Origin of the sequence: Halomonas sp. H2, assembly GCF_050215315.1 — a bacterium.
GTDB lineage: Bacteria > Pseudomonadota > Gammaproteobacteria > Pseudomonadales > Halomonadaceae > Vreelandella.
The window spans coordinates 1,425,815-1,447,551 of sequence record NZ_CP189760.1 but is presented as its reverse complement, the minus strand read 5'-3'; the positions used below and the strand labels follow the sequence as shown (position 1 = coordinate 1,447,551).

Annotated in this window: 20 protein-coding genes; 10 read left to right on the top strand and 10 right to left on the bottom strand. The window is 55.7% G+C overall.

Annotated elements, in window-relative coordinates:
- Positions 1–5: 5 nt before the first annotated feature.
- The 6 genes from lptB to ACQE2I_RS06580 all read left to right on the top strand — a co-directional run bounded on the left by lptB (position 6) and on the right by ACQE2I_RS06580 (position 4,551).
- Positions 6–755, top strand: coding sequence for an LPS export ABC transporter ATP-binding protein (lptB, locus tag ACQE2I_RS06605; protein ID WP_427030696.1), 750 nt, complete (start codon positions 6–8; stop codon positions 753–755).
- 139 nt (positions 756–894) lie between these two features.
- Positions 895–2,310 (top strand): RNA polymerase factor sigma-54, encoded by a 1,416-nt coding sequence (locus tag ACQE2I_RS06600; RefSeq protein ID WP_427030695.1) that lies wholly within the window; start codon positions 895–897, stop codon positions 2,308–2,310.
- A 98-nt stretch (positions 2,311–2,408) separates the two neighbouring features.
- Positions 2,409–2,717 carry a ribosome hibernation-promoting factor, HPF/YfiA family gene (gene hpf, locus ACQE2I_RS06595; RefSeq protein WP_071692811.1) on the top strand — a complete coding sequence of 103 codons (309 nt, stop codon included), beginning with the start codon at positions 2,409–2,411 and terminating at the stop codon, positions 2,715–2,717.
- A gap of 4 nt (positions 2,718–2,721) precedes the next feature.
- A complete protein-coding gene (locus tag ACQE2I_RS06590) occupies positions 2,722–3,192 on the top strand; it encodes a PTS sugar transporter subunit IIA (RefSeq protein WP_427030693.1) in 471 nt (156 codons plus the stop codon).
- A 111-nt stretch (positions 3,193–3,303) separates the two neighbouring features.
- Positions 3,304–4,236, top strand: coding sequence for an RNase adapter RapZ (gene rapZ, locus ACQE2I_RS06585; RefSeq protein ID WP_336269326.1), 933 nt, complete (start codon positions 3,304–3,306; stop codon positions 4,234–4,236).
- A 45-nt stretch (positions 4,237–4,281) separates the two neighbouring features.
- Positions 4,282–4,551, top strand: coding sequence for an HPr family phosphocarrier protein (locus tag ACQE2I_RS06580; protein WP_336269327.1), 270 nt, complete (start codon positions 4,282–4,284; stop codon positions 4,549–4,551).
- 35 nt (positions 4,552–4,586) lie between these two features.
- Here ACQE2I_RS06580 and pmbA read toward each other — a convergent pair whose 3' ends face one another.
- A complete protein-coding gene (gene pmbA, locus ACQE2I_RS06575; RefSeq protein ID WP_336269328.1) occupies positions 4,587–5,927 on the bottom strand; it encodes a metalloprotease PmbA in 1,341 nt (446 codons plus the stop codon).
- A gap of 139 nt (positions 5,928–6,066) precedes the next feature.
- Between pmbA and yjgA the strand changes: the two genes are divergently transcribed.
- Positions 6,067–6,588 carry a ribosome biogenesis factor YjgA gene (gene yjgA / locus ACQE2I_RS06570; RefSeq protein WP_427030692.1) on the top strand — a complete coding sequence of 174 codons (522 nt, stop codon included), beginning with the start codon at positions 6,067–6,069 and terminating at the stop codon, positions 6,586–6,588.
- A 9-nt stretch (positions 6,589–6,597) separates the two neighbouring features.
- Here the strand turns inward: yjgA and tldD are convergent, their stop codons facing one another.
- The 7 genes from tldD to ACQE2I_RS06535 form a co-directional block, all read right to left on the bottom strand.
- The gene (tldD, locus tag ACQE2I_RS06565) at positions 6,598–8,049 is read right to left on the bottom strand and encodes a metalloprotease TldD (RefSeq protein WP_427030691.1); all 1,452 of its coding nucleotides are present in this window, start codon (positions 8,047–8,049) and stop codon (positions 6,598–6,600) included.
- A complete protein-coding gene (locus ACQE2I_RS06560) occupies positions 8,046–11,900 on the bottom strand; it encodes a YhdP family protein (RefSeq protein ID WP_427030690.1) in 3,855 nt (1,284 codons plus the stop codon). Before ACQE2I_RS06560 ends, tldD begins: the two co-directional genes overlap by 4 nt.
- A gap of 2 nt (positions 11,901–11,902) precedes the next feature.
- The gene (gene rng, locus ACQE2I_RS06555) at positions 11,903–13,366 is read right to left on the bottom strand and encodes a ribonuclease G (protein WP_427030689.1); all 1,464 of its coding nucleotides are present in this window, start codon (positions 13,364–13,366) and stop codon (positions 11,903–11,905) included.
- 69 nt (positions 13,367–13,435) lie between these two features.
- Positions 13,436–14,017: a Maf family protein gene (locus ACQE2I_RS06550; RefSeq protein ID WP_427030688.1), complete on the bottom strand. Its 582-nt coding sequence runs from the start codon at positions 14,015–14,017 to the stop codon at positions 13,436–13,438.
- Complete coding sequence (gene mreD, locus ACQE2I_RS06545) at positions 14,014–14,502, bottom strand: rod shape-determining protein MreD (RefSeq protein WP_427030687.1); 489 nt, start codon at positions 14,500–14,502, stop codon at positions 14,014–14,016. The genes ACQE2I_RS06550 and mreD overlap by 4 nt, the downstream gene beginning before the upstream one ends.
- Entirely contained in the window at positions 14,502–15,461 is a 960-nt protein-coding gene (gene mreC / locus ACQE2I_RS06540; RefSeq protein WP_427030686.1) for a rod shape-determining protein MreC, read from the bottom strand. Before mreC ends, mreD begins: the two co-directional genes overlap by 1 nt.
- A gap of 23 nt (positions 15,462–15,484) precedes the next feature.
- Positions 15,485–16,522 carry a rod shape-determining protein gene (locus tag ACQE2I_RS06535; RefSeq protein ID WP_427030685.1) on the bottom strand — a complete coding sequence of 346 codons (1,038 nt, stop codon included), beginning with the start codon at positions 16,520–16,522 and terminating at the stop codon, positions 15,485–15,487.
- Positions 16,523–16,751: 229 nt separating this feature from the next.
- Here ACQE2I_RS06535 and gatC point away from each other — a divergent pair, with 229 nt between their 5' ends.
- The 3 genes from gatC (at position 16,752) to gatB (ending at position 20,051) form a co-directional block, all read left to right on the top strand.
- Positions 16,752–17,039 (top strand): Asp-tRNA(Asn)/Glu-tRNA(Gln) amidotransferase subunit GatC, encoded by a 288-nt coding sequence (gatC, locus tag ACQE2I_RS06530; protein WP_427030683.1) that lies wholly within the window; start codon positions 16,752–16,754, stop codon positions 17,037–17,039.
- Positions 17,040–17,136: 97 nt separating this feature from the next.
- Positions 17,137–18,597 carry an Asp-tRNA(Asn)/Glu-tRNA(Gln) amidotransferase subunit GatA gene (gatA, locus tag ACQE2I_RS06525; protein ID WP_427030682.1) on the top strand — a complete coding sequence of 487 codons (1,461 nt, stop codon included), beginning with the start codon at positions 17,137–17,139 and terminating at the stop codon, positions 18,595–18,597.
- A complete protein-coding gene (gatB, locus tag ACQE2I_RS06520; RefSeq protein ID WP_427030681.1) occupies positions 18,597–20,051 on the top strand; it encodes an Asp-tRNA(Asn)/Glu-tRNA(Gln) amidotransferase subunit GatB in 1,455 nt (484 codons plus the stop codon). The genes gatA and gatB overlap by 1 nt, the downstream gene beginning before the upstream one ends.
- Positions 20,052–20,121: 70 nt before the next feature.
- Here gatB and sixA read toward each other — a convergent pair whose 3' ends face one another.
- Positions 20,122–20,604, bottom strand: coding sequence for a phosphohistidine phosphatase SixA (sixA, locus tag ACQE2I_RS06515; protein ID WP_427030679.1), 483 nt, complete (start codon positions 20,602–20,604; stop codon positions 20,122–20,124).
- Positions 20,597–21,664 carry an NAD(P)H-dependent glycerol-3-phosphate dehydrogenase gene (locus ACQE2I_RS06510; RefSeq protein WP_427030678.1) on the bottom strand — a complete coding sequence of 356 codons (1,068 nt, stop codon included), beginning with the start codon at positions 21,662–21,664 and terminating at the stop codon, positions 20,597–20,599. Before ACQE2I_RS06510 ends, sixA begins: the two co-directional genes overlap by 8 nt.
- Positions 21,665–21,737: the final 73 nt, after the last annotated feature.

Genomic DNA, 21,737 nt, shown 5'->3' with positions numbered 1-21,737 from the left:
AAGCTGTGGCCACTGCTGACACTGCGCCAATCAAGACCCTGTACGCCCACCACTTGGCGAAAAGCTATAAGCGCCGCCGGGTAGTCAAAGATATCAATCTTGAGATCTCCCAAGGCAGCGTCGTTGGCTTACTTGGCCCCAACGGTGCGGGCAAAACCACCTCGTTTTATATGATCGTTGGGCTGGTGAAATCCGATGCTGGTAAAGTAGGCATTGATGAGATGGATTTAACCCGCGCCCCGATGCACGAGCGCGCAGCGGCGGGGATTGGCTACCTCCCCCAAGAAGCGTCTATTTTTCGTAAATTATCGGTTGCCGATAATATTATGGCGATCTTAGAAACCCGCAAAGAGCTTGACCGTGCCGGACGCGAGCAACGCCTGGAAGCCCTACTGGAAGATTTTCATATCACTCATATTCGCAATAATTTAGGCATGAGCCTTTCTGGCGGCGAACGCAGGCGTGTGGAAATTGCTCGATCGTTGGCCACTGAACCCGCCTTCATCTTATTGGATGAACCCTTTGCCGGGGTTGACCCTATTTCGGTCGGTGAGATTAAAACCATTATCCGTGCGTTGAAGCAGCGTCATATCGGCGTACTGATAACCGATCATAATGTGCGAGAAACCCTCGATATTTGTGATATCGCCTATATCGTCGGTGACGGCCAAATCATTGCCAGTGGCTCTCCCAGCGCTATTCTCGATAACCAGAAGGTAAGAGAGGTTTATCTGGGCGCTGATTTTCGTCTCTAAGCGCTTTTAACGCCACGCCTATTTTTGCCCGTAATTAGCGTTCTGCAACAACTTTACTACCAATGGCATGCTTATTGCACTTGCAACCGATACTCTCTCGCACTAGGGTGAAGCTTTCCGATTAACGCGTGGTTCTCAGATGGTCATGAAAGCTTCTCTACAACTGCGTATTGGCACACAGCTGACCATGACTCCTCAGCTGCAGCAGGCGATTGCCCTATTACAACTCTCTACGCTGGATCTGAGGCAAGAAATTCAGCAGGCCTTGGATGCCAATCCCATGCTTGAGCAAGAGGATGAATTCAGCGAACAGGCTGTCAGCGAGCCTAAAGAGGAGGAGTGGTCAGAGAGCATACCCACTGAACTGTCGGTAGATAGCGACTGGTCAGATACCTATCAAGATTCAAACAGCCTGGGCGGCAACAGCAGTGAAGGCCCAGATTTTGAGCGCCAAGCCGCCGGACAAAGCCTTCATGGTCACCTGCTTTGGCAGCTTGCCATGACGGATTTCAGTGTTCGTGAACAGCTCGTTGCAGAGAGCTTAATCGACGCACTGGATGCCAACGGCTACTTGACCCAACCACTCAATGATATTCGTGAAGGCCTACGCGCCCAGGGAATTGACGGGCTTAGCCAGCGCGAAGTAGAAACGATTCTGCTCAAACTCCAGCAGTTTGAACCGACCGGCATCTTTGCTCGCGATCTGCGCGAATGTTTGATGCTGCAACTCGCAGCACTCCCGGACGACACACCGCTACTCGCCCCCGCTCGCCGCTTAGTGCGCCAGTTTCTTGAATCGCTGGGTAAAGACGACATACGCCTACTCAAGCGCCGCTTAGGGCTCGACGACGAGCAGTTGACCGATGTCATTCAACTGATACGCAGCCTCGACCCACGCCCCGGTAGCGCCTACGGTGACACCGCCGACAGCTATGTGACGCCCGACCTGGTAGTTCGCCATGACCACGAAGGCTGGCACCTAGAGCTCAACCCAGAAGCCTTGCCGCGGCTGCGCATTCAGCCCGATTACGCCAGTTTGATAAAGCGTGCGGACAAAAGCCAGGACAACCAGTTTCTTAAAGAGCACCTCCAAGAAGCACGCTGGCTAATCAAAAGCCTCTCCAGCCGTAACGATACGCTGCTGCGCGTGGGTCGCGAAATTATCACCCGGCAAATTGGCTTTTTAGAGCACGGCGAAGAAGCTATGAAACCGCTGATATTGGCTGACATAGCAGAAGCCGTGGAGATGCACGAATCAACGATTTCACGGGTCACCACGCAAAAATATATCCATACGCCCCGTGGTGTGTTTGAACTTAAATACTTTTTCTCAAGCCAAGTGAGCGGCCAAGATGGCGACAGCCACTCCAGCACCGCTATTCGCGCCAGGCTCAAAAAACTTATTCAGGAAGAACCGCCGGGCAAACCGCTTTCTGACAGCCGCTTAGTCACGCTACTGGATGAAGGCGGCATTCAAGTAGCGCGTCGTACAGTGGCTAAATATCGTGAAGCCATGGGCATCCTCTCGTCCAGCGAACGACGTCGTCTTCGCTAGCACTCGTCAACGATTAAGGGAAACTCTCGACAAGGGCTTTGCAACGCGGCAAAAAGGGTTACAATCGAAGTACAGTCCGATGGATAAGGAGTACGTCAATGCAAGTAAATATCACTGGTCATCACGTAGATCTGACTGACGCCTTGCGTGACTATGTCAACGAAAAGCTTGAACGTGTAGAGCGCCATTACGACAACATAACCACGGTGCAAGTCACCTTATCAGTGGAGAAAGAGCGCCAACAGGCCGCCTGCACACTGCACGCCGCAGGTGCTGATTTACATGCGGAAGCCCTCGACAGTGATATGTACGCCGCTATCGACGCCCTAGCGGATAAAATCGATCGACAACTCGTTAAACATAAGGAAAAAGCACAAGCCCGCGCCCAAGGCGCAGGTGTGCGTTAATTCAATGACGTTGGAAACCATACTCCCCCCGGAACGCGTTCTGTTCGACGTGCCCGGGGGCAGCAAAAAAAGGGTGCTGGAATTTTTCAGCACCTTTATCGCACAAAATACGCCCAGCCTGGACAGCCAAGAAGTGTTTAGCCGGTTAATCGGTCGAGAACGCTTAGGCAGCACCGGTATCGGCAATGGCGTGGCCATCCCACACGCACGCAGCCCGCACTGTTCGGCGCCTATCGCTGGTTTTTTAAAACTGTCAGAAGCGATTGATTTCGACGCCATTGATGGCGACCCAGTTGATCTGGTGTTTGTCCTACTTGTACCCGAAGAGGCAGACGACACGCACCTATCCCTACTCGGCCAGGTAGCGACCATCATGAATGATGCGGATACTCGCCACCAACTGCGCAAGGCAGGCAGTCAGCGCGAGCTGCTTGAGCTTATTACCGCCAAAATGCGTGAGCATTCAACGTTCTAAGTCGTTAACGCCAATTTAAGTTGTGAAAGCCAACTAATGGTATTTTACACGCTAAGTTGATGCTTCGCCCACCACCCCCAATGCAGCTTGATCTAAGCAAAGCGAGACTCTATGCAACTGGTGATCATTAGCGGCCGCTCCGGGTCAGGTAAATCTATCGCCTTACAAGCGCTGGAGGATCTTGGCTACTACGCCATTGATAACCTGCCCGCCATGCTGCTCGGGTCGTTGGTGGATCAATTACGCGATCAGGGCGACCGCGCTCATTTGGCGGTCAGTATTGATGCGCGTAACTTACCTGGCGCACTGGAACGTCTGCCCACGTTATTAGAGGAACTGTGCCAGCGTAAGATTGATTTTCAAGTTATTTACCTGACCACCGATGCCCGCATCCTGCTTGAACGTTACTCCGCTACCCGGCGACGCCATCCGCTGACCCGAGATAGCGAGATGACCCTGGAAGAGGCGATCAACAAAGAAGAGGAGACGCTAGAGGATATTCGCGATCTAGCCGACCTAGTGATCGACACATCGCGGTTGTCGGTACACGACTTACGCCGACGCATTACCGACCAGGTGGCACATCAGCGGCCGGATAAACTGACGCTAACGCTTGAGTCATTCGGTTATAAACGTGGTGTACCACTAGATGCCGATTTAGTATTCGACGTTCGCTGTTTGCCCAACCCTTACTGGGATCCAACGCTGCGCCAATTCACTGGCCGCGACGCTAACATCGTCGCTTTCTTAACCAGCTATCCGATTGTCGATGCCATGAGCAACGATATACAGGCATGGCTTGAGCGCTGGCTGCCCGCCTACCAAAATAGCCAGCGCAGCTACATGACCATTGCCATTGGCTGCACGGGGGGACAACACCGCTCGGTCTATATGGTTGAGCAGTTGGCTAAACGGCTGGCGCCTGGAATGGGTGAAGTTCAGCTGCGCCATCGGGAGCTAGGCTTGCAGTACACGCTAAGTGAGCAGCCTGATGCCGCCTTGGATAACCCACATCATACTGACGAGCGGCAAGAGACTTCCTAAGCGCTTCTACCCATTAATGACACCACTCGGCAAAAAGGAACCAGGGTGCCAGAAAGAATACTTACACTTACCAATCAACGCGGACTCCACGCCCGCGCGGCGACAAAACTGGTCAAATGCGGCCAACGCTATACGGCTAAAATAAGGGTTTATAAACAGCAACAGGTCGCCGACGCCGCCAATATTATGTCGTTGCTGATGCTGGCGGCACCCTGCGGTACCGAGCTCATCATCAACGCCGAAGGCGATGACGCTGAACAGGCGCTTGATGCGATTCAAGCGCTGTTCGATGCCCGCTTTGAAGAAGATCAGTAAGCGGTTCTGGTTGCTAAAGTTTAAGTTGCTGAGGATTAGTCACCGGCCACCGTCATGGCGTCAATTAACCAACTGCCCGTGTGAACACTGCCACGGGTATCGGTGTCATCGCCAATCCCCACTAACCCGGCGAACATCCGCTCCAGGTTACCGGCAATGGTGAACTCTTCGACCGGGTACTGCACTTCACCGTTCTCCACCCAAAAGCCCGCCGCCCCGCGGGAGTAGTCACCGGTCACGCCATTGACGCCCTGACCCATCAGTTCTGTCACCCAAATTCCCTGCCCCATCTCCTGCAGCAAGCTATCACGGGATTGCAACGGCGCCATTAGGCGTACATTACGCGCCCCACCGGCATTACCCGTGGTTTGCATACTCAGCCGCCGAGCACTGTAAGAAGAGAGCATATAGCTGGCAATAGAGCCCTGGTTGATAAAGCGGTTATTGCGTGTCTGTACCCCTTCTCCATCAAATGGCGAGCTCGCCGTGGCACCGACTTCCATTGGCCGCTCTTCAAGGCTGAACCAATCGGGAAACAGCGGCGTACCGAGCCGATCACACAGAAACGAGGCTTGGCGGTATAACGCCCCGCCGGCGATACCGCCGAGTAAGTGACCAATCAAACCACCGGCTAACGACGGATCAAACAGGACCGGAAAGGTACCCGTGGGCGGACGTTTGGCACCCAGCCGACGCAGTGTGCGGGCAGCCGCTTCACGGCCCACTTCGGCAGGGTCACGTAACGCTTGTGGATCACGGGCAGAGGTATAGTCGTAGTCGCGCTGCATACCGCTTGTATCTTGGGCGATCAGCATGCACGACAGCGAATGGCTGCTGCCTTTTTGAGTACCTAAAAAGCCGTGGCTATTGGCATAAACGCGCACGCCTTCACCGCTTGAGAGTGACGCGCCGTCCGATTGAGAGATGCCTTCCACATCACGCCCCGCCTGCTCGCAGGCAAGTGCCAATTCAATCGCTTGGTCGGTGGTGAGCGCCCAGGGATAATGCACTTTTAAGTCCGGCAGCTCGGTCGCCATCAGTGAGCCATCGGCCAACCCTGCCGCCGGGTCTTCACCGGTATAGCGAGCGATCGCTAGCGCTTTCTCCACCGCTGCCTGAATCGAGGCGCTGCTGGCGTCTGTAGAAGAAGCGCTGCCCTTACGTTGGCCCACGTAAAGCGTAACGGCGATACCTTGATCGCGCGAAAGCTCAACCGTTTCAACTTCACCCTGGCGAACGCTGACGCCTATGCCCTGATCCACACTTGCGCCTACCTCTGCGGCATCCGCGCCCAATCGCTTCGCCAGCGCTAGCGCCTCTTCGGCCCGCGCGGTCAGTAACGACTGCTGAGCAGATGCATCAAATGCTTGTGCCATATGGCCTCCTTTTTCAACCGAATGACTCTCAACCAAATATCTTTCAAGAGAGTGCCTTTCAAGAGAGTGTCTTCGGCGAATCAATGTTGTACTCGCAGCTGTTATAATGCTGCAACGAATCTTGTCAGTGAGTCACACTATGCGTAAGCAACGTCCCGATCCAGTTGAAGTAGAAGACCAAGAAGAACGCCCTAGCAAATCGCAACTCAAACGTGAAATGCATGCTTTACAAGCACTTGGGGAAACCTTAATTGCCATGCGACCGGCAGAACGCGCCCGCTTCCCGCTTTCCGACGATATGCTGCGCGCTATCGAGGAAACCTCGCGCATCCGCTCCCATGAGGGCCGCCGCCGCCATATGCAGTACGTCGGCAAGTTAATCCGTAAAGAGGATCTGGCTGCCATTCAGGCCGTGTTCGACTCCATTGATCAACAGCAGGAGCAGCGCGACCACGCTTTCCACCGCCTCGAAAAGTGGCGGGAACGCTTAATTGACGAGGGCGATGAGGCTGTCGACCTCTTCATGATCGAACACCCCGATGCCGACCGCCAAACGCTGCGTCAATTAATTCGTAACGCTCAGCGGGAACGCGAACAGGGCAAACCGCCGACCAGCTCGCGTAAACTCTTCAAACACCTGCGCGAAACGCTCGCTCTTTAAGGCCTGCACTTAAGATTGCGTACCGCCGACGGTCAGCTCATCCAATTTCAGGGTAGGCTGGCCGACACCGACCGGTACGCCCTGCCCCTCTTTACCACACACGCCAATTCCCGTGTCCAGCGCCATATCATGGCCAATCATTGAGACACAGCCCATTGCTTCCGGTCCATTACCAATCAGCGTGGCGCCTTTCACCGGCGCCGTCACTTTGCCATCTTCAATCAGATAGGCTTCGCTGGCCGAAAATACGAATTTTCCAGAAGTTATGTCGACTTGACCGCCGCCAAAGCTGACCGCGTAAATACCGCGTTTAACGCTCTTAATGATATCGCTTGGCTCATCTTGGCCAGCCAGCATGACGGTATTGGTCATGCGCGGCATCGGTAGGTGCGCGAAGGATTCACGCCGTGCGTTGCCTGTAGGCGCCATACCCATCAGGCGGGCATTGAGTTTGTCCTGCATATAGCCGGTCAAAATACCGTCTTCGATAAGCGGGGTGTATTGGCCCGGTGTGCCCTCGTCATCCACACTCATGGAGCCACGGCAATCCGCCAGGGTCGCGTCGTCCACCACGGTAACCCCTTTTGCAGCCACGCGTTTGCCCATCTGCCCGGCAAAGGCGGAACTGCCCTTGCGATTGAAATCGCCTTCCAGGCCGTGGCCAACGGCTTCATGGAGCAAGATCCCTGGCCAACCTGACGCCAACACCACAGGCATTTGGCCGGCGGGCGCATCAATAGCTTCAAGATTGACCAGCGCCTGACGCACCGCTTCTTTAGCGTACTGCTCTGCGACCTGATCATCGCGTAGTTTAGCCATTGAGTAACGGCCACCGCCACCAGCGCTGCCACGCTCGCGACGACCATTTTTGACCGCAATAACGCTGACATTGAAGCGCACCAGCGGGCGAATATCCGCCGCCAGAGTGCCATCGCTAGCCCGCACCAACACCACTTCGTAGGTGCCTGACAGTGAAGCGCTCACTTGGCTAATACTGGGATCCGCTGCTCGCGCCACCCGGTCCGCCTGTTTTAACATAGTAACTTTGTCTTCAGCGCTAAGGCCTGCCAACGGATCAATGCCCGCATAGCGCGACATAGCAGAAACCGGATTGACTGCCTGCCCCGGTAGGCGTTTGCCACTGCGTACAATACCCGCCGCTGTGCGGCCGGTGTCCATCAACGCATCGGCAGTAATTTGGTTTGAGTAGGCAAAGCCAGTTTTTTCACCCGCCAACGAGCGCACACCGACACCACCATCGATATTGTAGCTGGCCTCTTTTACCTCGCCATCCTCCAACACCCAGCCCTCTTGCCAGGTACGCTGAAAATAGAGGTCAGCATAGTCAACGCCCGCACCCATGGCATAGCCTAAGCCGGTATCTAGCGCATCTAAATCTAATCCCCCTGGTGTTAGCAGGATGGCGGCAGCGGTATCTACATCACTTTTATATGCGGTCATTGGGGGCCTTCTAATGAAACTTGCGGCGAGGTCCAAGGGCCTCGCACACGATAATGGAGAGCTGTGGCGCGATCTAGAGCGTCGCCAAACAGCTGGTCGGCGAGAAACAGTGCGCCGCCCACAATGGGCGCACCAACGGCAATCGCCGCGATGGGCAAACTTTGCGTCACTGGCAGTGTGACGCCAAGCCGCTGATCAAGTTCACGGTTAACCAGATCGACCGTGCCAGTAAACGCTAGGGTGGCGGCCGGTGCGTCAATTTGCAATGGCCCTTGCAGCGTCAACAGGCCATCCGCTACGCCAGCCGTTCCCTGCACGCGGTCAAATGCTGTCCCTTGATCGGTGACATCAGAGAAATCCAACCGCAGGCGGCGCAAAATATTGTCGAAATTGAGCAAGCCAATTAACCGCACTGGTGCGGATTCCAGGGTTACAAAGCTACCATTACGAATGTCGGTTCGGATAGTGCCGTCGGCTTGGCTTAAATCCAACTGCCAGGGCCCGCCCGGCCAATCGAGTGAGGCGTTCACATCGGTGCTACGGCTTCGCATCACCACCGGCTGGTCAAGCCGTTCAAGTGCCGTCCCGATATCCCCCCCTTGCACAGAAATATCCGCACGGGTATGGCTGGAAACAGAGTCTCCCTCCCAGTGCAGCTCACCCCGCGCGGAGAGCTGCCCCAGAGTTAAGCCGACGGGGTTGAGTGAAAAGCGCTCGCCATCGGTTTTCCAATAAGCGGTCAAGGGGCCAAAGCGACGCGGCCCCATGGCAATTTCCGCTAAACGTAACCGCCCGTTCGGCACATCGGCCAGCCAGTCTGGAATCACCGCAGGTGCCTCGCGCTCGGTTTCCACCGACTCCATCCAGGAGCCTGGCATTGGCGCATCGCTGTCGTGCTCAACGTTGGCCAAGTCCAACAAACGATCTAGCGCTAGTGACTCAATGGTTATATCCAAGGGATGGGGCGCTTCCTCGCGGTACTTTAACCGCCCGGTAACAAGATTCCCGCCCAGGCCCAGATCAATCAGGCCACCATTAATGCTTCCCGCGGCGTCGACACTGCCTAAACACTCGTTGCGGTAAACCACGCACGGTGTTATTAGCGATACCGCTAGCGGCATGGGTGTATCGCCGCCAGAGACCATCGTCGAGCCGCCTGACATAAGCGGCGCAAGCGCCTGCTGCCAGGCAAGCGGGTCAAGCCGCGGCACGTTAGCGGCAAGGCTCACCCCTGGCCGAGTGGGCCAACTCGGGAGACGCGCGGCTTCACTGCCTAAATGCAGCGTCCCGGCAAAGGTGTCATTGAGTTGCTGAAGGCGCGCCGAAGCAATATCAGCCAAACGGCTCTCGAATCGGCCAGATTCGCTATCGACCGTCAGCGTCCAAGGCCATGGCTGCTGAGCCGTTTTTGCAAAGGGCTCCGGTAAGTGACTGGTGATACCGACTAAACGGCTTTCCAGGCGTAGAGTGGGTGCCGGCATTACGCTGACATTACCTTGCCACTGTAACTGCCCTTCCAGCGGCAAACGCCCTTGGCTGTTATCGATTCCGGCAAGCCCAAACAGAGCAGAGGTAGCGACATTACCCTGTAGCTCTATCGCGTCGTTTTGGGTATCAATATCGGCGGCTATTGCGCCGCCCAGCAGTTGGGCTTTAGCGTCGCCGACGAGCCCTTTGCTTACACCATCCTGCAGCCACGCAAGATCCCCCTCAACCGACTGAAGGCGTAAATCCAACGGCTGATAGACCACTTCGGAGAAGCGTGGTTGGGCATTGATCTCCAACTGCAGGGCATCAGGCGTTTCAAGGGGCAACGACAGCGCAATATCGCCGTTAACCTCTCCCGTGACGCGCAAATCACTCAGCGGGGAAAAATCAATATCGGGCATTGCCTGTAAAAAAGTGGCCAGTGCAGGGCCATCCGCACTTAACTGTCCAGAAAGGTTGAGCATCTCATTTTCCATCACCACTTCGCCCTCTGACGCCGTAATACCGTGGCTTTGAGCGTGCTCGACTTGCGCTTCTAGAACCTTGTTTTGCCACTTAAGACGCCCTTTCACATCATCAAGTCGCGGCCAGCCTGGTGCAATTGGCAAATGCCCCTGGGTGATTGCCAGGGCAAGGGTGGCGGTAAAATCATCGGCGGTAACCGCCTCTCCTAGCGGTTGGCTTAGCTGTAATGACCCCTCGGTCACATAGCCACCAATATCATCGAGTAACCAGTCACGCAGCCCATCATCCATAACGCTTAACGGCAGCCACTGGGCCAGCGGGCGCTCAAGCGCATCCACCTCGCTAAAATCAAGGTCTAAACCAAAATGTCCGCGCTGGTTGCCTATTGCTAACCCAAAGCCACCGGACACCTGCGCGCCATCCCAGTCAACGCTGAGATTCTTACCGCTCACCATGGTATTGGGGCCGTCATACACCCACTCCACTTCCCCTACCGCACGTCGCAGCTGCATAGGAGCCTGAAAAAATTCAGGGAAATAGAGAGTGCTATCACCATCATTACTAAACAGTACTCGACCGCGCAAATCTCGCGCCTGCACCCAAGCGTCCAAGGGGCCGCCACCAGGTGCCTGCTGCCACGGCGATACTTCCACATTGGTTAGCGCCGCATCCACTCCCCAGCGCCCATCATTCTGGCCTACATGCAAACCTTGCACTTGACCACGAGGTGCAAGTGTTTGTAATACCCGCGTCACCGACTCTGGTAGCAGAACGTAATCGCGCCAGGCCGTCAGCGATGCCAGCTCAAACTCACTGGTACGCACCCCCCACTCGCCGGGCTGATGGGTAGCATGCCAATGCCGCGGTAACGCAGGCCCCGCATTGCCCCCAGAAGGCTGTGCCCACTCAACGCTCTCAGCATCACCACTAAACCATGCTTCGCCACCTTCACCGTCGCGATGCCATAAGCCATTGGCCTCAATATTTCTTAATACTGCGTATTGAACGTTATGCCGCAACGTCAACTGGGGAACATCAACAGCGACGCGAACTTCCTCAAGGCGCGCGGAACTCCAGCGGCCCCATAGCCGCGCACTGCCGCCAGCCTGCTCTAAATAGGCCGCATGATCGGGCCTGAACATATCCGCTAGCACGACTAGCTGATCAAGCTGAATATCCAGTTGCAGGGCGGCTGAGAAGTCGCTAAAGCCGCTCTTGCCAGGCTGCATTTCGACCTTTATTTCCGCTGCTGGTAGAGCCTCCTCTTGGGCTTGCTGCATAGTTTCACCGATATTGATAGCGCCTCCCAGTCGCGTCCGCCGCTCATCGCCTGTGAGTAGCAAGGTCTGGGCGTGCAGCATTACGGTGTCGTGCTGACCATGTAGCACCACGCTGGTGTTATCTATCCATACTCGTTGGCGCAAAACCAGTCCTGTCCAGACATCGACGGTTTCTAGATCTACCTCTGGATCTGGCGCTATCAGGAGCGGCAACTCGGCGGGCTCGGGCCATTGCCACGACGATTCAGCGTCTTGATAGAGATGAAACTCTAAACCGCTAATACGAGCATCACTAAAGATAGGTGCCCAATTGGTCAGCGTGGCCCACGTATCTAAACGCAGCCCGGCCTGCTCAAGAGAAAACAGCGCTTGGCCATCCGGCGTTTCAGCATTGACACCATCAAGTCGTAATATCAGGTCATTACGGGCCAATGAAAGCGAGAAATATTCGAGGGTGACCGGCACGCCAATTTGCGCTTCAAGCAGCGCTTCAATACGGGGAGTAAGGGCGTCTGTTTGGCTAATAGCCACTCGCAGCAGTAGCAGCAGCACGGCTACACTGCCTAGTAGCCAAGCCGCTATCAATACACTCCAACGCACCAGCGAACGAGTCTGCATGGTTACATCAGTACGATATCGTATTGTTCTTGGGAGTAGTTCTGCTCGACCTGAAACCGAATCGTTTTATTGATAAACATTTCAAGGTCTGCCACCGCCGCTGATTCCTCATCTAGCAAACGATCAACGACGGACTGCGATGCCAGTACCATGTAGGTTTCAGCACTATAAGCACGCTCTTCGCGCAAAATCTCGCGAAAGATTTCGTAGCAGATGGTTTCTGGGGTTTTAAGCGTGCCCCGCCCACTGCAGGTGGGGCACGCTTCGCAGAGCGTTTGCTCCAGGCTTTCACGCGTTCGTTTACGCGTTAACTGCACCAAACCAAGCTCCGTGACTCCCGTACACTTGGTTTTGGCATGATCACGCTCTAAAGCCTTTTCTAGCACACGTAATACTTGCCGCTGGTGCTCAACATCAATCATATCGATAAAGTCGATAATAATGATGCCGCCCAAATTGCGCAGCCGCAGCTGGCGGGCGATTGCCGTGGCCGCCTCAAGATTGGTTTTGAAGATGGTCTCTTCAAGGTTGCGATGGCCGACATAACCACCCGTATTGACGTCGATGGTGGTCATTGCCTCAGTGGGATCAATCACCAGATAGCCACCGGATTTCAGCTGAACCTTACGCCCCAGCGCTTTTTGTATCTCATCTTCAACGCTATACAGATCAAAGATAGGCCGCTCGCCGGGGTAGTATTCAATGCGCTCCACCGCGGCGGGCATAAACTCTTCGGCAAACTCGACCAGCCTGACAAAGTTTTCGCGGGAATCGATGCGCACTTTTTCGATATCATCGCGCATCACATCGCGCAGCGTGCGCATAAACAGCGGCAGATCATCATAAATCACGCTTTGCGGGGTGGCGGTAATTTTACGCTCGCTCACTTTGCGCCACAGCCGCAGCAAAAAGTGCATATCGCCTTTCAGCTCTTCATCACCGACACCTTCGGCGGCAGTACGGACAATAAATCCCCCCGTCACTTCCAGCGTCTGTTCCGACACACTGGAATCCAGCAGAGCCCTTAGTCGCTCACGCTCACGCTCGTCCTCAATACGCTGAGAAACACCGTGATGCGGCGAATCGGGCATATAGACCAAATAGCGGGAAGGAATCGAAAGGTGGGTCGTTAAGCGCGCACCTTTGCTGCCAATAGGATCTTTGGTCGCTTGAACCACCAATGCCTGCCCCTCATGGAGCAATTGGCCAATGGTTCCCTGCTTATCCGGTGGCGTGCCGGGAGGCATTACTTCATGGGCATGAATAAACGCTGCACGCTCAAGGCCAATATCGACAAAGGCAGCCTGCATACCAGGCAGTACACGGACTACTTTGCCTTTGTAGATATTGCCCACAATGCCACGTCGACGGGAACGCTCGATCAGTGCCTCTTGCAAAACACCATTTTCAACCAGCGCTACGCGAGTTTCCATTGGCGTTAAATTGATGAGAACTTCACCGCTCATGCAAAATTCCTTATTGGTTGACGTATTCCTTGCCAGCGATACCGGTGTCGATCCTCTCAAGCCAGAGCGTTAGCAACGCTGCCAGATAGGAACTCCCTGTTGGCGCAGCAAGCTCGTCGTCTCAAACAGCGGCAGCCCTACCACTGCGGAATGACTGCCTTGAATCTCTTTTACAAATATCGACGCTAAACCCTGTATTGCGTAGCCGCCTGCCTTATCAGCGGGCTCACCAGTATGCCAATAGGCTGCCATTTCATGCTCATCTATCTGACGCATGGTTACCCGGGTGGCCACACAGCAAGCGAGTACCCCTTCAGGCCCACTCACTGCCACGCCGGTCAGCACCTCGTGACACCGCCCCGAAAGCAGCCGCAGCATATCGGCGCCCTCCTCGACATCCGCCGGTTTACCTAGAATACGCCCATCCACAACCACAGCGGTATCTGAACCTAAGGTAGGCAGCCCCGTCAGCGGAGCCGCCGCTTGCGCCTTGGCAACTGCCAAGCGATATACATAGGCTTCAGCCGACTCACCGAGCAGTGGCGTTTCATCAATATTGCAGGGATGAACCGTGATCGGCACGCCAATAGAGGCCAGCAAGGCCCGTCGACGTGGCGAGGCAGACGCTAAGCACAAAACAGGTGCGATCATGACGCGGCCAACCGACGTTCTAATGCTTGGAACATGGTTGCCAGCCACGGCCAAAGCAAAGCGCTGATCAGCGAAGGAATCAAAAAAGCTAGATTAATCGAAAAATCGCCGACAATCGTGCGCAGCCACTGTGCCACTAACTGCACCAAGCCAAGTAACACCAGCACTAACGCCGCCTGCTGTGCCAACGAATAAGCCCGAAAACGTGGGTAAACCAGCGCGCAGAGAAAAGCCAGCAGTGCATAAATTAGCGCATGCTGGCCCAGCACAGTGCCCTCCATTAAATCCATTAAAATACCCAGCACAAAGCCATGAAAAACACCGACTCTATCGGGGGTGCGCATACACCAGTAAATTAGCATCAGCCCCAACCACTCAGGGCGATAGACCTGCCAGCCATCGGCCAGCGGCATAACTTGCAAACACAGCGCAAGAATAAGGCTAAACCAAACAATCAGCAGTGGAACCGTCGGTGCTCGGGCCATCAGGGCACCTCTTGAGGTGATACGTTTTGGTCGGGGAGAGCATTGTCAGGATCGGCAAGCCGCAGTGAGGAACGCAGTGCCTCTGCCGAAATATCCAACGTATCATCCCACGCGTGCTCTTCCACTTCCTCTCGCGGAGGCGGAAAAAGCAGTAAAAAGTGGCGCGAGCGCTGCAACTGCGCCATCGGCTCGGCAGTTACCTGCGCGAAGGGCTTCCCAGGATCGTGAAAAACCTCGGTAACGCGCGCCACGGGATACCCCGGCGGGAAGCGCCCCGCCAGTCCTGACGTGGTCAGTAAATCATCTTCACGAATATCCGCCGTATCAGGCACGTGCATGACATTAACACTGCTGTAACGCCCCGCCCCTTGAACGATAAAGCGCAGTCCGTTGCGGTTCAGCTGGACCGGCAAGGCGTGACTGGCATCCGCCAATAGCAGCACGCGGCTGGAGTAGGCGGACACTGCGGTAATTTGCCCCACCAAACCAGATGCATCAATCACCGGCTGACCCACGTAGGCGCCGTTGCGATGTCCACGGTTAACCACCATTTGATGGCTGAAAGGATCATTATCAAGTGACAGCAGCTCAGCGGTGATATAGGGAATATCACGACGCTCAGCGGCTTTCAGCAAATCGCGCAGCTCACTGTTTTCTGCGGTCAGATTGGCCATTCGCTGGCCACGGTGGGAAAGGGTAAGAATCTGCTCACGCAGGCGGCGATTTTCATCCACCAGCGCCTGTTGATCCGAAAGCGCCAGCGACCCCCAATTCAATAAATCGCTAGGCACACTAACGACCCATTGAATAGGCGCCACGACCATCGACATTTGCGCGCGCACTTGCTCCATACGCGTGAAATGCTGGTCGACAAACATCAAAGCACTGGCGGCCAACGCGCAAAAAAACAGCCGATAGCCCGGCAATGGCCCGTGCGAAAACAGCGGTTTAATAGGCAATCCCCCGCGATTAACCGCTGCGATTAGTCGCTCGACAGCAACTCAAAGGTGTGCTGATCAATCATTTCCAACGCTTTACCACCGCCGCGAGCAACGCAGGTCAGCGGGTCCTCGGCAACAATCACCGGCAACCCCGTTTCTTCGGCAATTAGCTTATCTAGATCGCGCAATAAAGCGCCGCCGCCGGTTAACACCAGGCCACGCTCAGCGATATCTGATGCAAGTTCAGGCGGTGACTGCTCAAGCGCGCTTTTGATCGCCGCCACGATAGAGCCGAGCGTTTCTTGCAACGCTTCGAGCGTTTCGTGGGAGTTCAACGTGAAGCTGCGTGGAATGCCTTCTGCCAAGTTGCGCCCGCGCACGTCAATTTCGCGCAGCTCACCACCGGGGTAGGCACAGCCAATCTCTTCTTTAATGCGTTCAGCGGTCGCTTCGCCAACCAAGCTGCCATAGTGGCGACGCACATAGGCGGTAATCGCTTCATCAAAGCGGTCGCCGCCCACCCGAATAGATTCGGAATAGACCACGCCATTGAGTGAAATAATCGCGATTTCAGTGGTACCACCGCCGATATCCACCACCATTGACCCCTGGGCCTCATCAACCGGGAGGCCCGCGCCGATAGCAGCCGCCATGGGTTCTTCTATTAAGAACACCTCACGCGCACCGGCACCTTCTGCCGACTCACGAATCGCACGACGCTCTACTTGCGTTGACATGCAAGGAACGCACACGAGTACACGTGGGCTGGGAGTCAAAAAAGTGCTTTGGTGAACTTTGCGGATAAAGTGCTGGAGCATCTGCTCAGTGACGGTGAAATCGGCAATGACGCCATCTTTCATCGGCCGAATCGCAGTGATATTGCCAGGCGTGCGCCCCAGCATTCGCTTGGCATCGGTACCGACTGCCGCAACGCTGCGCATGTTGCCAGATTGGCGAATAGCGACCACAGACGGCTCATCGAGCACGATACCGCGACCGCGTACGTAAATCAGTGTGTTGGCCGTGCCCAAGTCGATCGACAAATCGCTGGAAAACAGCCCCCTCAAACGTTTAAACATGGATGTTGTTACCTAGTGCAGACCGGGAACCCTGTGCGGATGCAAACGGTATCACCGCAACCCCCTGGCGGCAAGCACGAGTCGTGCCTAACACTGCCCGACAAGGCCAATATGTGGTACCTTTTGCGGCTATTTTCCACGTCTGCGACACAAGACGTTTTTTTGATGTCGGTATGTATACCGCTTAATGTGGAATATGTTCCATCACATTTGCGAGGAAATCTCGATCATGGCGATTGAAGACTCTCATGTGCGCCGGGCCGCCCACTTGGCCCGACTCGCCATTAACGATGACCAAGCCAGCGGCTTTGTAGACGACCTAAGCCAAATTCTCGATATGGTCGATCAATTACAAAGCATTGATACTACAGGTGTTGCGCCGCTTTCTCACCCGCTAGATGCGACTCAGCGACTGCGCGCCGATGAAGTGACTGAAGTTAACCAGCGCGATATATTTCAGCGCTGTGCCCCGGCAGTGGAAAACGGTTTGTATCTCGTTCCCCGCGTTGTTGAATAGCATCGATAAATGAGATTGATGAACAACGCACTTGCGAGTTAATTCAAGCCACCCTTTTCGCTTCTTTTTTTTCGCCCCTGAACGGAGCTTCCGGGTCATGCATGAGAAAACACTAACGCAACTCGCCGCTGCTTTGAAAAGCGGCGAGTTTTCCAGCCGCGAGCTGACCGCGCATTATTTGCAGCGCATTGATAAAGCTGATGGCAAGCTGAACAGTTTTATCAGCGTGACCGCTGAGCAGGCGCTAAAGCAGGCGGAAATAGCCGACAACGCGCGAGCCGCTGGCAGTGCTGAGCCGCTGGCGGGCATTCCTCTGGCGCTAAAAGATATTTTTTGTACCCAGGGCGTGAAAACCAGCTGCGGCTCGAAAATGCTGGATAACTTTATCGCCCCCTATAATGCCACCGTGGTTGAAAAACTAAACGCGGCGGGGACGATCAGCCTGGGCAAAACCAATATGGATGAGTTCGCCATGGGCTCCTCCAACGAAAACAGCTACTACGGCCCGGTCAAAAACCCCTGGGATTTAACCGCAGTGCCCGGCGGCAGCTCCGGTGGCAGCGCGGCCGCCATCGCAGCGGGCTTGGTGCCAGCGGCCATGGGCACCGACACCGGCGGTTCGATTCGCCAACCGGCAGCATTTTGTGGCATCACCGGCTTAAAGCCTACTTACGGCCGCGTGTCCCGCTTCGGCATCATTGCCTACGCCTCGAGCCTTGACCAAGCGGGCCCAATGGCACGTAGCGCCGAAGATTGCGCACATCTGCTGGGCGTTATTGCCGGTCACGATGGTCGCGACTCCACCAGCGTTGCCCGTGGTGTGCCGGACTATGTGGAAGCCCTCAACGCCCCACTCTCGGGCCTTAAAATTGGTCTGCCCACAGAGTATTTTGGCGACGGTTTAGACCCTGATGTCGAAAAAGCCGTTCGTGAGGCGGTAAAAGTCTACGAATCGCTGGGCGCCACGGTACGTGAGGTCAGCCTACCGCATACCCACTATGCAATTCCGGCCTACTACGTGATTGCCCCCGCGGAGGCGTCTTCGAACCTGTCTCGCTACGACGGGGTACGCTTTGGCCACCGCTGCGACAACCCCAGCGACCTGATTGATCTTTACAAGCGCTCGCGGGAGGAGGGCTTTGGCGAAGAGGTTAAGCGACGCATCCTGATCGGCACGCATACGCTGTCAGAAGGCTTCTTTGATGCCTACTACACCAAAGCCCAACAGGTGCGCCGCTTAATTCGTCAGGACTTCCTCGACGCTTTTGAAGATGTAGATGTACTGATGGGCCCCGCCTCGCCCACACCCGCGTTTGATCTGGGTGCTAAAAAAGATCCAGTGTCGATGTATCTACAGGATATCTACACTATTGCCGTCAATCTGGCCGGCATCCCCGGCATTAGCGTACCCGCTGGTTTTGTCGGTGGTCGCCCGGTGGGCCTACAGATTCTTGGCACCCACTTTGCCGAAGCGCAGCTGCTCAACGTCGCCCACCAGTTTCAACAAGCGACCGACTGGCACTTACAACGCCCTGCCTTTGCCGAGGAGTACGCCTAATGCAATGGGAAACCGTGATTGGGCTTGAAGTCCACGCTCAGCTCGCAACGCGTTCAAAAATCTTCTCCGGTGCCTCAACGGCGTTTGGCGCCGAACCAAACACCCAGGCCTGCGCGGTGGATTTAGGCCTACCCGGCGTGTTGCCAGTGCTCAACGAACAGGCCGTGGCCATGGCCGTGCAGTTTGGCCTGGCAGTGCATGCGGATATCGCCGAAGTCTCGGTGTTTGACCGTAAAAACTACTTCTACCCCGACCTGCCCAAGGGCTATCAAACCAGCCAGATGTACCACCCCATCGTCGGCCCTGGCGACATTGAGATTACGCTGGAGGATGGCAGCACCAAGCGTATCCGCATTCACCACGCCCATCTCGAAGAGGATGCCGGTAAATCACTGCACGAAGACTTTCACGGCATGACCGGTATCGACTTAAATCGAGCCGGTACGCCGCTGCTGGAAATTGTTTCTGAGCCGGATATGCGCAACGCCAAAGAGGCCGCCGCGTATCTCAAGGCGATTCACTCGATCGTGACTTACCTGGGTATTTCCGACGGCAATATGGCCGAAGGCTCAATGCGTTGCGATGTTAACGTCTCCGTGCGCCCCAAAGGCCAGGAAGCCTTTGGCACCCGCGCAGAGATTAAAAACGTTAACTCCTTCCGCTTTGTCGAGCGCGCCATTGCCTTTGAGGTTGAGCGACAGATTGAGCTGATCGAAGATGGCGGCAGCGTCGTTCAAGAAACCCGCCTGTTCGACCCTGACCGCGACGAAACCCGCAGCATGCGCACCAAGGAGGAAGCCAACGACTACCGTTACTTCCCCTGCCCCGACCTGCTGCCGGTGGTGCTTGACCAAGCCTATCTGGATCACCTGCGTGGCCAACTACCCGAGCTACCGGCGGATAAGCGCGAGCGCTTCCAAAGCGAGCTGGGCCTGTCTGCTTACGACGCCAACGTCATCTCCGCCAGTCGCGATATGGCCGAGTTCTTTGAATCGGTGCATAGCGAGTGTGGCGATGCCAAACAGGCAGCTAACTGGGTACAGGGTGAACTTTCTGGGGCGCTTAACCGCGAAAACCTGAGCATTGCCAATAGCCCCATCTCAGCACGCCAGCTAGGCAAGCTGATCAGCCGCGTGCTGGATGACACCATTAACGGCAAGGCCGCCAAAGAAGTCTTCCAGGCATTGTGGAGTGGTCAGGGCGAAAGCGCTGATGAGGTGATTGACACCAAAGGTCTCAAACAGGTGACTGATACGGGTGCCATCGAAGCGATGATTGATCAGGTCATCGCCGACAGCCCCGCCCAGGTCGCTCAGTACCGGGATTCAGAACCGGACAAGCGCGGCAAGATGATTAGTTACTTTGTGGGTCAAGTAATGAAAGCATCACGTGGCACCGCTAACCCGCAGCAGGTGAATGGTCTACTGAAAGAGAAGCTCGACGCACTGGTGTAAAAATTGTCGAGGTTACTCTTAGGTTCAAACGGCTGCCTTGGCGGCCGTTTTTCTATGGCACAAATCTGAGCTAGGCCAACTGGCTGGGCTGGGTGAAGCGCGTTAGCTGTGCACAGCCCGCTGCCCACACGTCAGCCTCCAACTCAGCGATCGCAGCGGTAGGGAAACCCACCGCTTGCGCCGGGCTGCCTTCTACTAATAGCCCCGCCAACTCTCCCACCAGCGGCATATGGCTGACCAGCATCATCGGCGCGCCCTCGGGCTGATTGAGCAACCAGTCGCTCACCGCCCTGGGCGAGTCTTCAGGGGTAATAAATTCCAACGTCTCAAGCGAAGTGCCCAGTACATCACATAGCCGCTGCGCCGTTTGCTGCGCACGCGCATAAGGGCTGGCATATAGTTTCGGCATCGCCAGTTCGCCCGCAGCCACACGCTGCGACAGCCAGCGCGCCATTTTTTCGGCTTCCAGCTCACCGCGAGGCGTCAACCGACGCGCCTGATCGGGATAGCCCGGCGCCGCCTCACCGTGACGCATAATTAACACCTCAGCCATGCCAATCACCATTTTCACGATGGGCCTGCTGCACGGCTTCACGGGGCAAGATAAACTCAACGTCGCTGCTCTGCTCGCCCATCATTAACGTGCGCGCCATATCCTGAGGTGGCACGCCGTCAAACAGCACGTGATTAAGCCCTTCGGCGAGGGGCATATAAACGCCCATATCACTCGCTTTAGCGCACACTAACTTAACGGTATTCACCCCTTCAGCCACCTGCCCAAGGGCATCGACCGCCTCTTCCAACGTGCGGCCTTCGCCCATGGCGTAGCCAACGCGGTAGTTACGCGACAGATTAGACGAGCAGGTGACGATTAAATCCCCTACACCTGCTAACCCCAAAAAAGTCATCGGATTGGCGCCCTGGGCGACGGCAAAACGGCTCATTTCCGCTAAGGCGCGGGTCATTAACATACTACGGGTGTTTTCGCCCATACCCAGCGCCGCCGCCATACCGGCCGCAATGGCATAAATATTTTTTAGTGCACCGCCCAGTTCAACACCGTGGCGGTCATCGCTGGCGTAAACGCGAAAATAACGGCAGCCCAGCGCTTGTTGAACCCGAGTACGAGTGTGCGGGTCGGCGCTGGCAATCACCGTGGCGGTCAGCTGTTTATCGGCAATCTCGGATGCCAGATTGGGGCCGGCAATCACCCCGATGTGGCTAAAACCCGTCTCCTGTTCAAGTACTTGGCTCATGAGCAAAAAACCATCTTGCTCAATCCCTTTGGTGGTGCTCACCAGGATTTGCTCGGGAGTCAGCCATGCTTTCGCAGCTTGCACTACGCTACGAAAGCCTTGAGAAGGAATGGCGATCAGCACCAGCTCCGCATCCGCCAGTACGGCTTGAAGGTCGGTCGAGGCCTGCACCGCCGGGTTCATTGCGTAGTGCGGCAGATAGCGCCTGTTACGATGCTCTTGATTGATCTGCGCTACCAGGGTTTCGTCACGCATCCATTGACGCACATGGGCGCCGTTGTCGGCAGCAATACTCGCCAGCGCCGTCCCAAAACTACCGCCCCCCAGCACCGCTACGTTGATTTGTTGCTCAGCCATAATAATGGTGTCCTAAGAAGTCTTGTAGAACGTAACACCTACTCTACCAAAACAGACGGCCCGCTGGGGTAAC

Bases quoted from the DNA above. Each gene is read 5' to 3' on its own strand.
- ACQE2I_RS06600 (WP_427030695.1), top strand. From the start codon at position 895: ATGGTCATGAAAGCTTCTCTACAACTGCGTATTGGCACACAGCTGACC.
- hpf (WP_071692811.1), top strand. From the start codon at position 2,409: ATGCAAGTAAATATCACTGGTCATCACGTAGATCTGACTGACGCCTTG.
- ACQE2I_RS06590 (WP_427030693.1), top strand. From the start codon at position 2,722: ATGACGTTGGAAACCATACTCCCCCCGGAACGCGTTCTGTTCGACGTG.
- rapZ (WP_336269326.1), top strand. From the start codon at position 3,304: ATGCAACTGGTGATCATTAGCGGCCGCTCCGGGTCAGGTAAATCTATC.
- pmbA (WP_336269328.1), bottom strand. From the start codon at position 5,927: ATGGCACAAGCATTTGATGCATCTGCTCAGCAGTCGTTACTGACCGCG.
- yjgA (WP_427030692.1), top strand. From the start codon at position 6,067: ATGCGTAAGCAACGTCCCGATCCAGTTGAAGTAGAAGACCAAGAAGAA.
- tldD (WP_427030691.1), bottom strand. From the start codon at position 8,049: ATGACCGCATATAAAAGTGATGTAGATACCGCTGCCGCCATCCTGCTA.
- ACQE2I_RS06560 (WP_427030690.1), bottom strand. From the start codon at position 11,900: ATGCAGACTCGTTCGCTGGTGCGTTGGAGTGTATTGATAGCGGCTTGG.
- rng (WP_427030689.1), bottom strand. From the start codon at position 13,366: ATGAGCGGTGAAGTTCTCATCAATTTAACGCCAATGGAAACTCGCGTA.
- ACQE2I_RS06550 (WP_427030688.1), bottom strand. From the start codon at position 14,017: ATGATCGCACCTGTTTTGTGCTTAGCGTCTGCCTCGCCACGTCGACGG.
- mreD (WP_427030687.1), bottom strand. From the start codon at position 14,502: ATGGCCCGAGCACCGACGGTTCCACTGCTGATTGTTTGGTTTAGCCTT.
- ACQE2I_RS06535 (WP_427030685.1), bottom strand. From the start codon at position 16,522: ATGTTTAAACGTTTGAGGGGGCTGTTTTCCAGCGATTTGTCGATCGAC.
- gatC (WP_427030683.1), top strand. From the start codon at position 16,752: ATGGCGATTGAAGACTCTCATGTGCGCCGGGCCGCCCACTTGGCCCGA.
- gatA (WP_427030682.1), top strand. From the start codon at position 17,137: ATGCATGAGAAAACACTAACGCAACTCGCCGCTGCTTTGAAAAGCGGC.
- gatB (WP_427030681.1), top strand. From the start codon at position 18,597: ATGCAATGGGAAACCGTGATTGGGCTTGAAGTCCACGCTCAGCTCGCA.
- sixA (WP_427030679.1), bottom strand. From the start codon at position 20,604: ATGGCTGAGGTGTTAATTATGCGTCACGGTGAGGCGGCGCCGGGCTAT.
- ACQE2I_RS06510 (WP_427030678.1), bottom strand. From the start codon at position 21,664: ATGGCTGAGCAACAAATCAACGTAGCGGTGCTGGGGGGCGGTAGTTTT.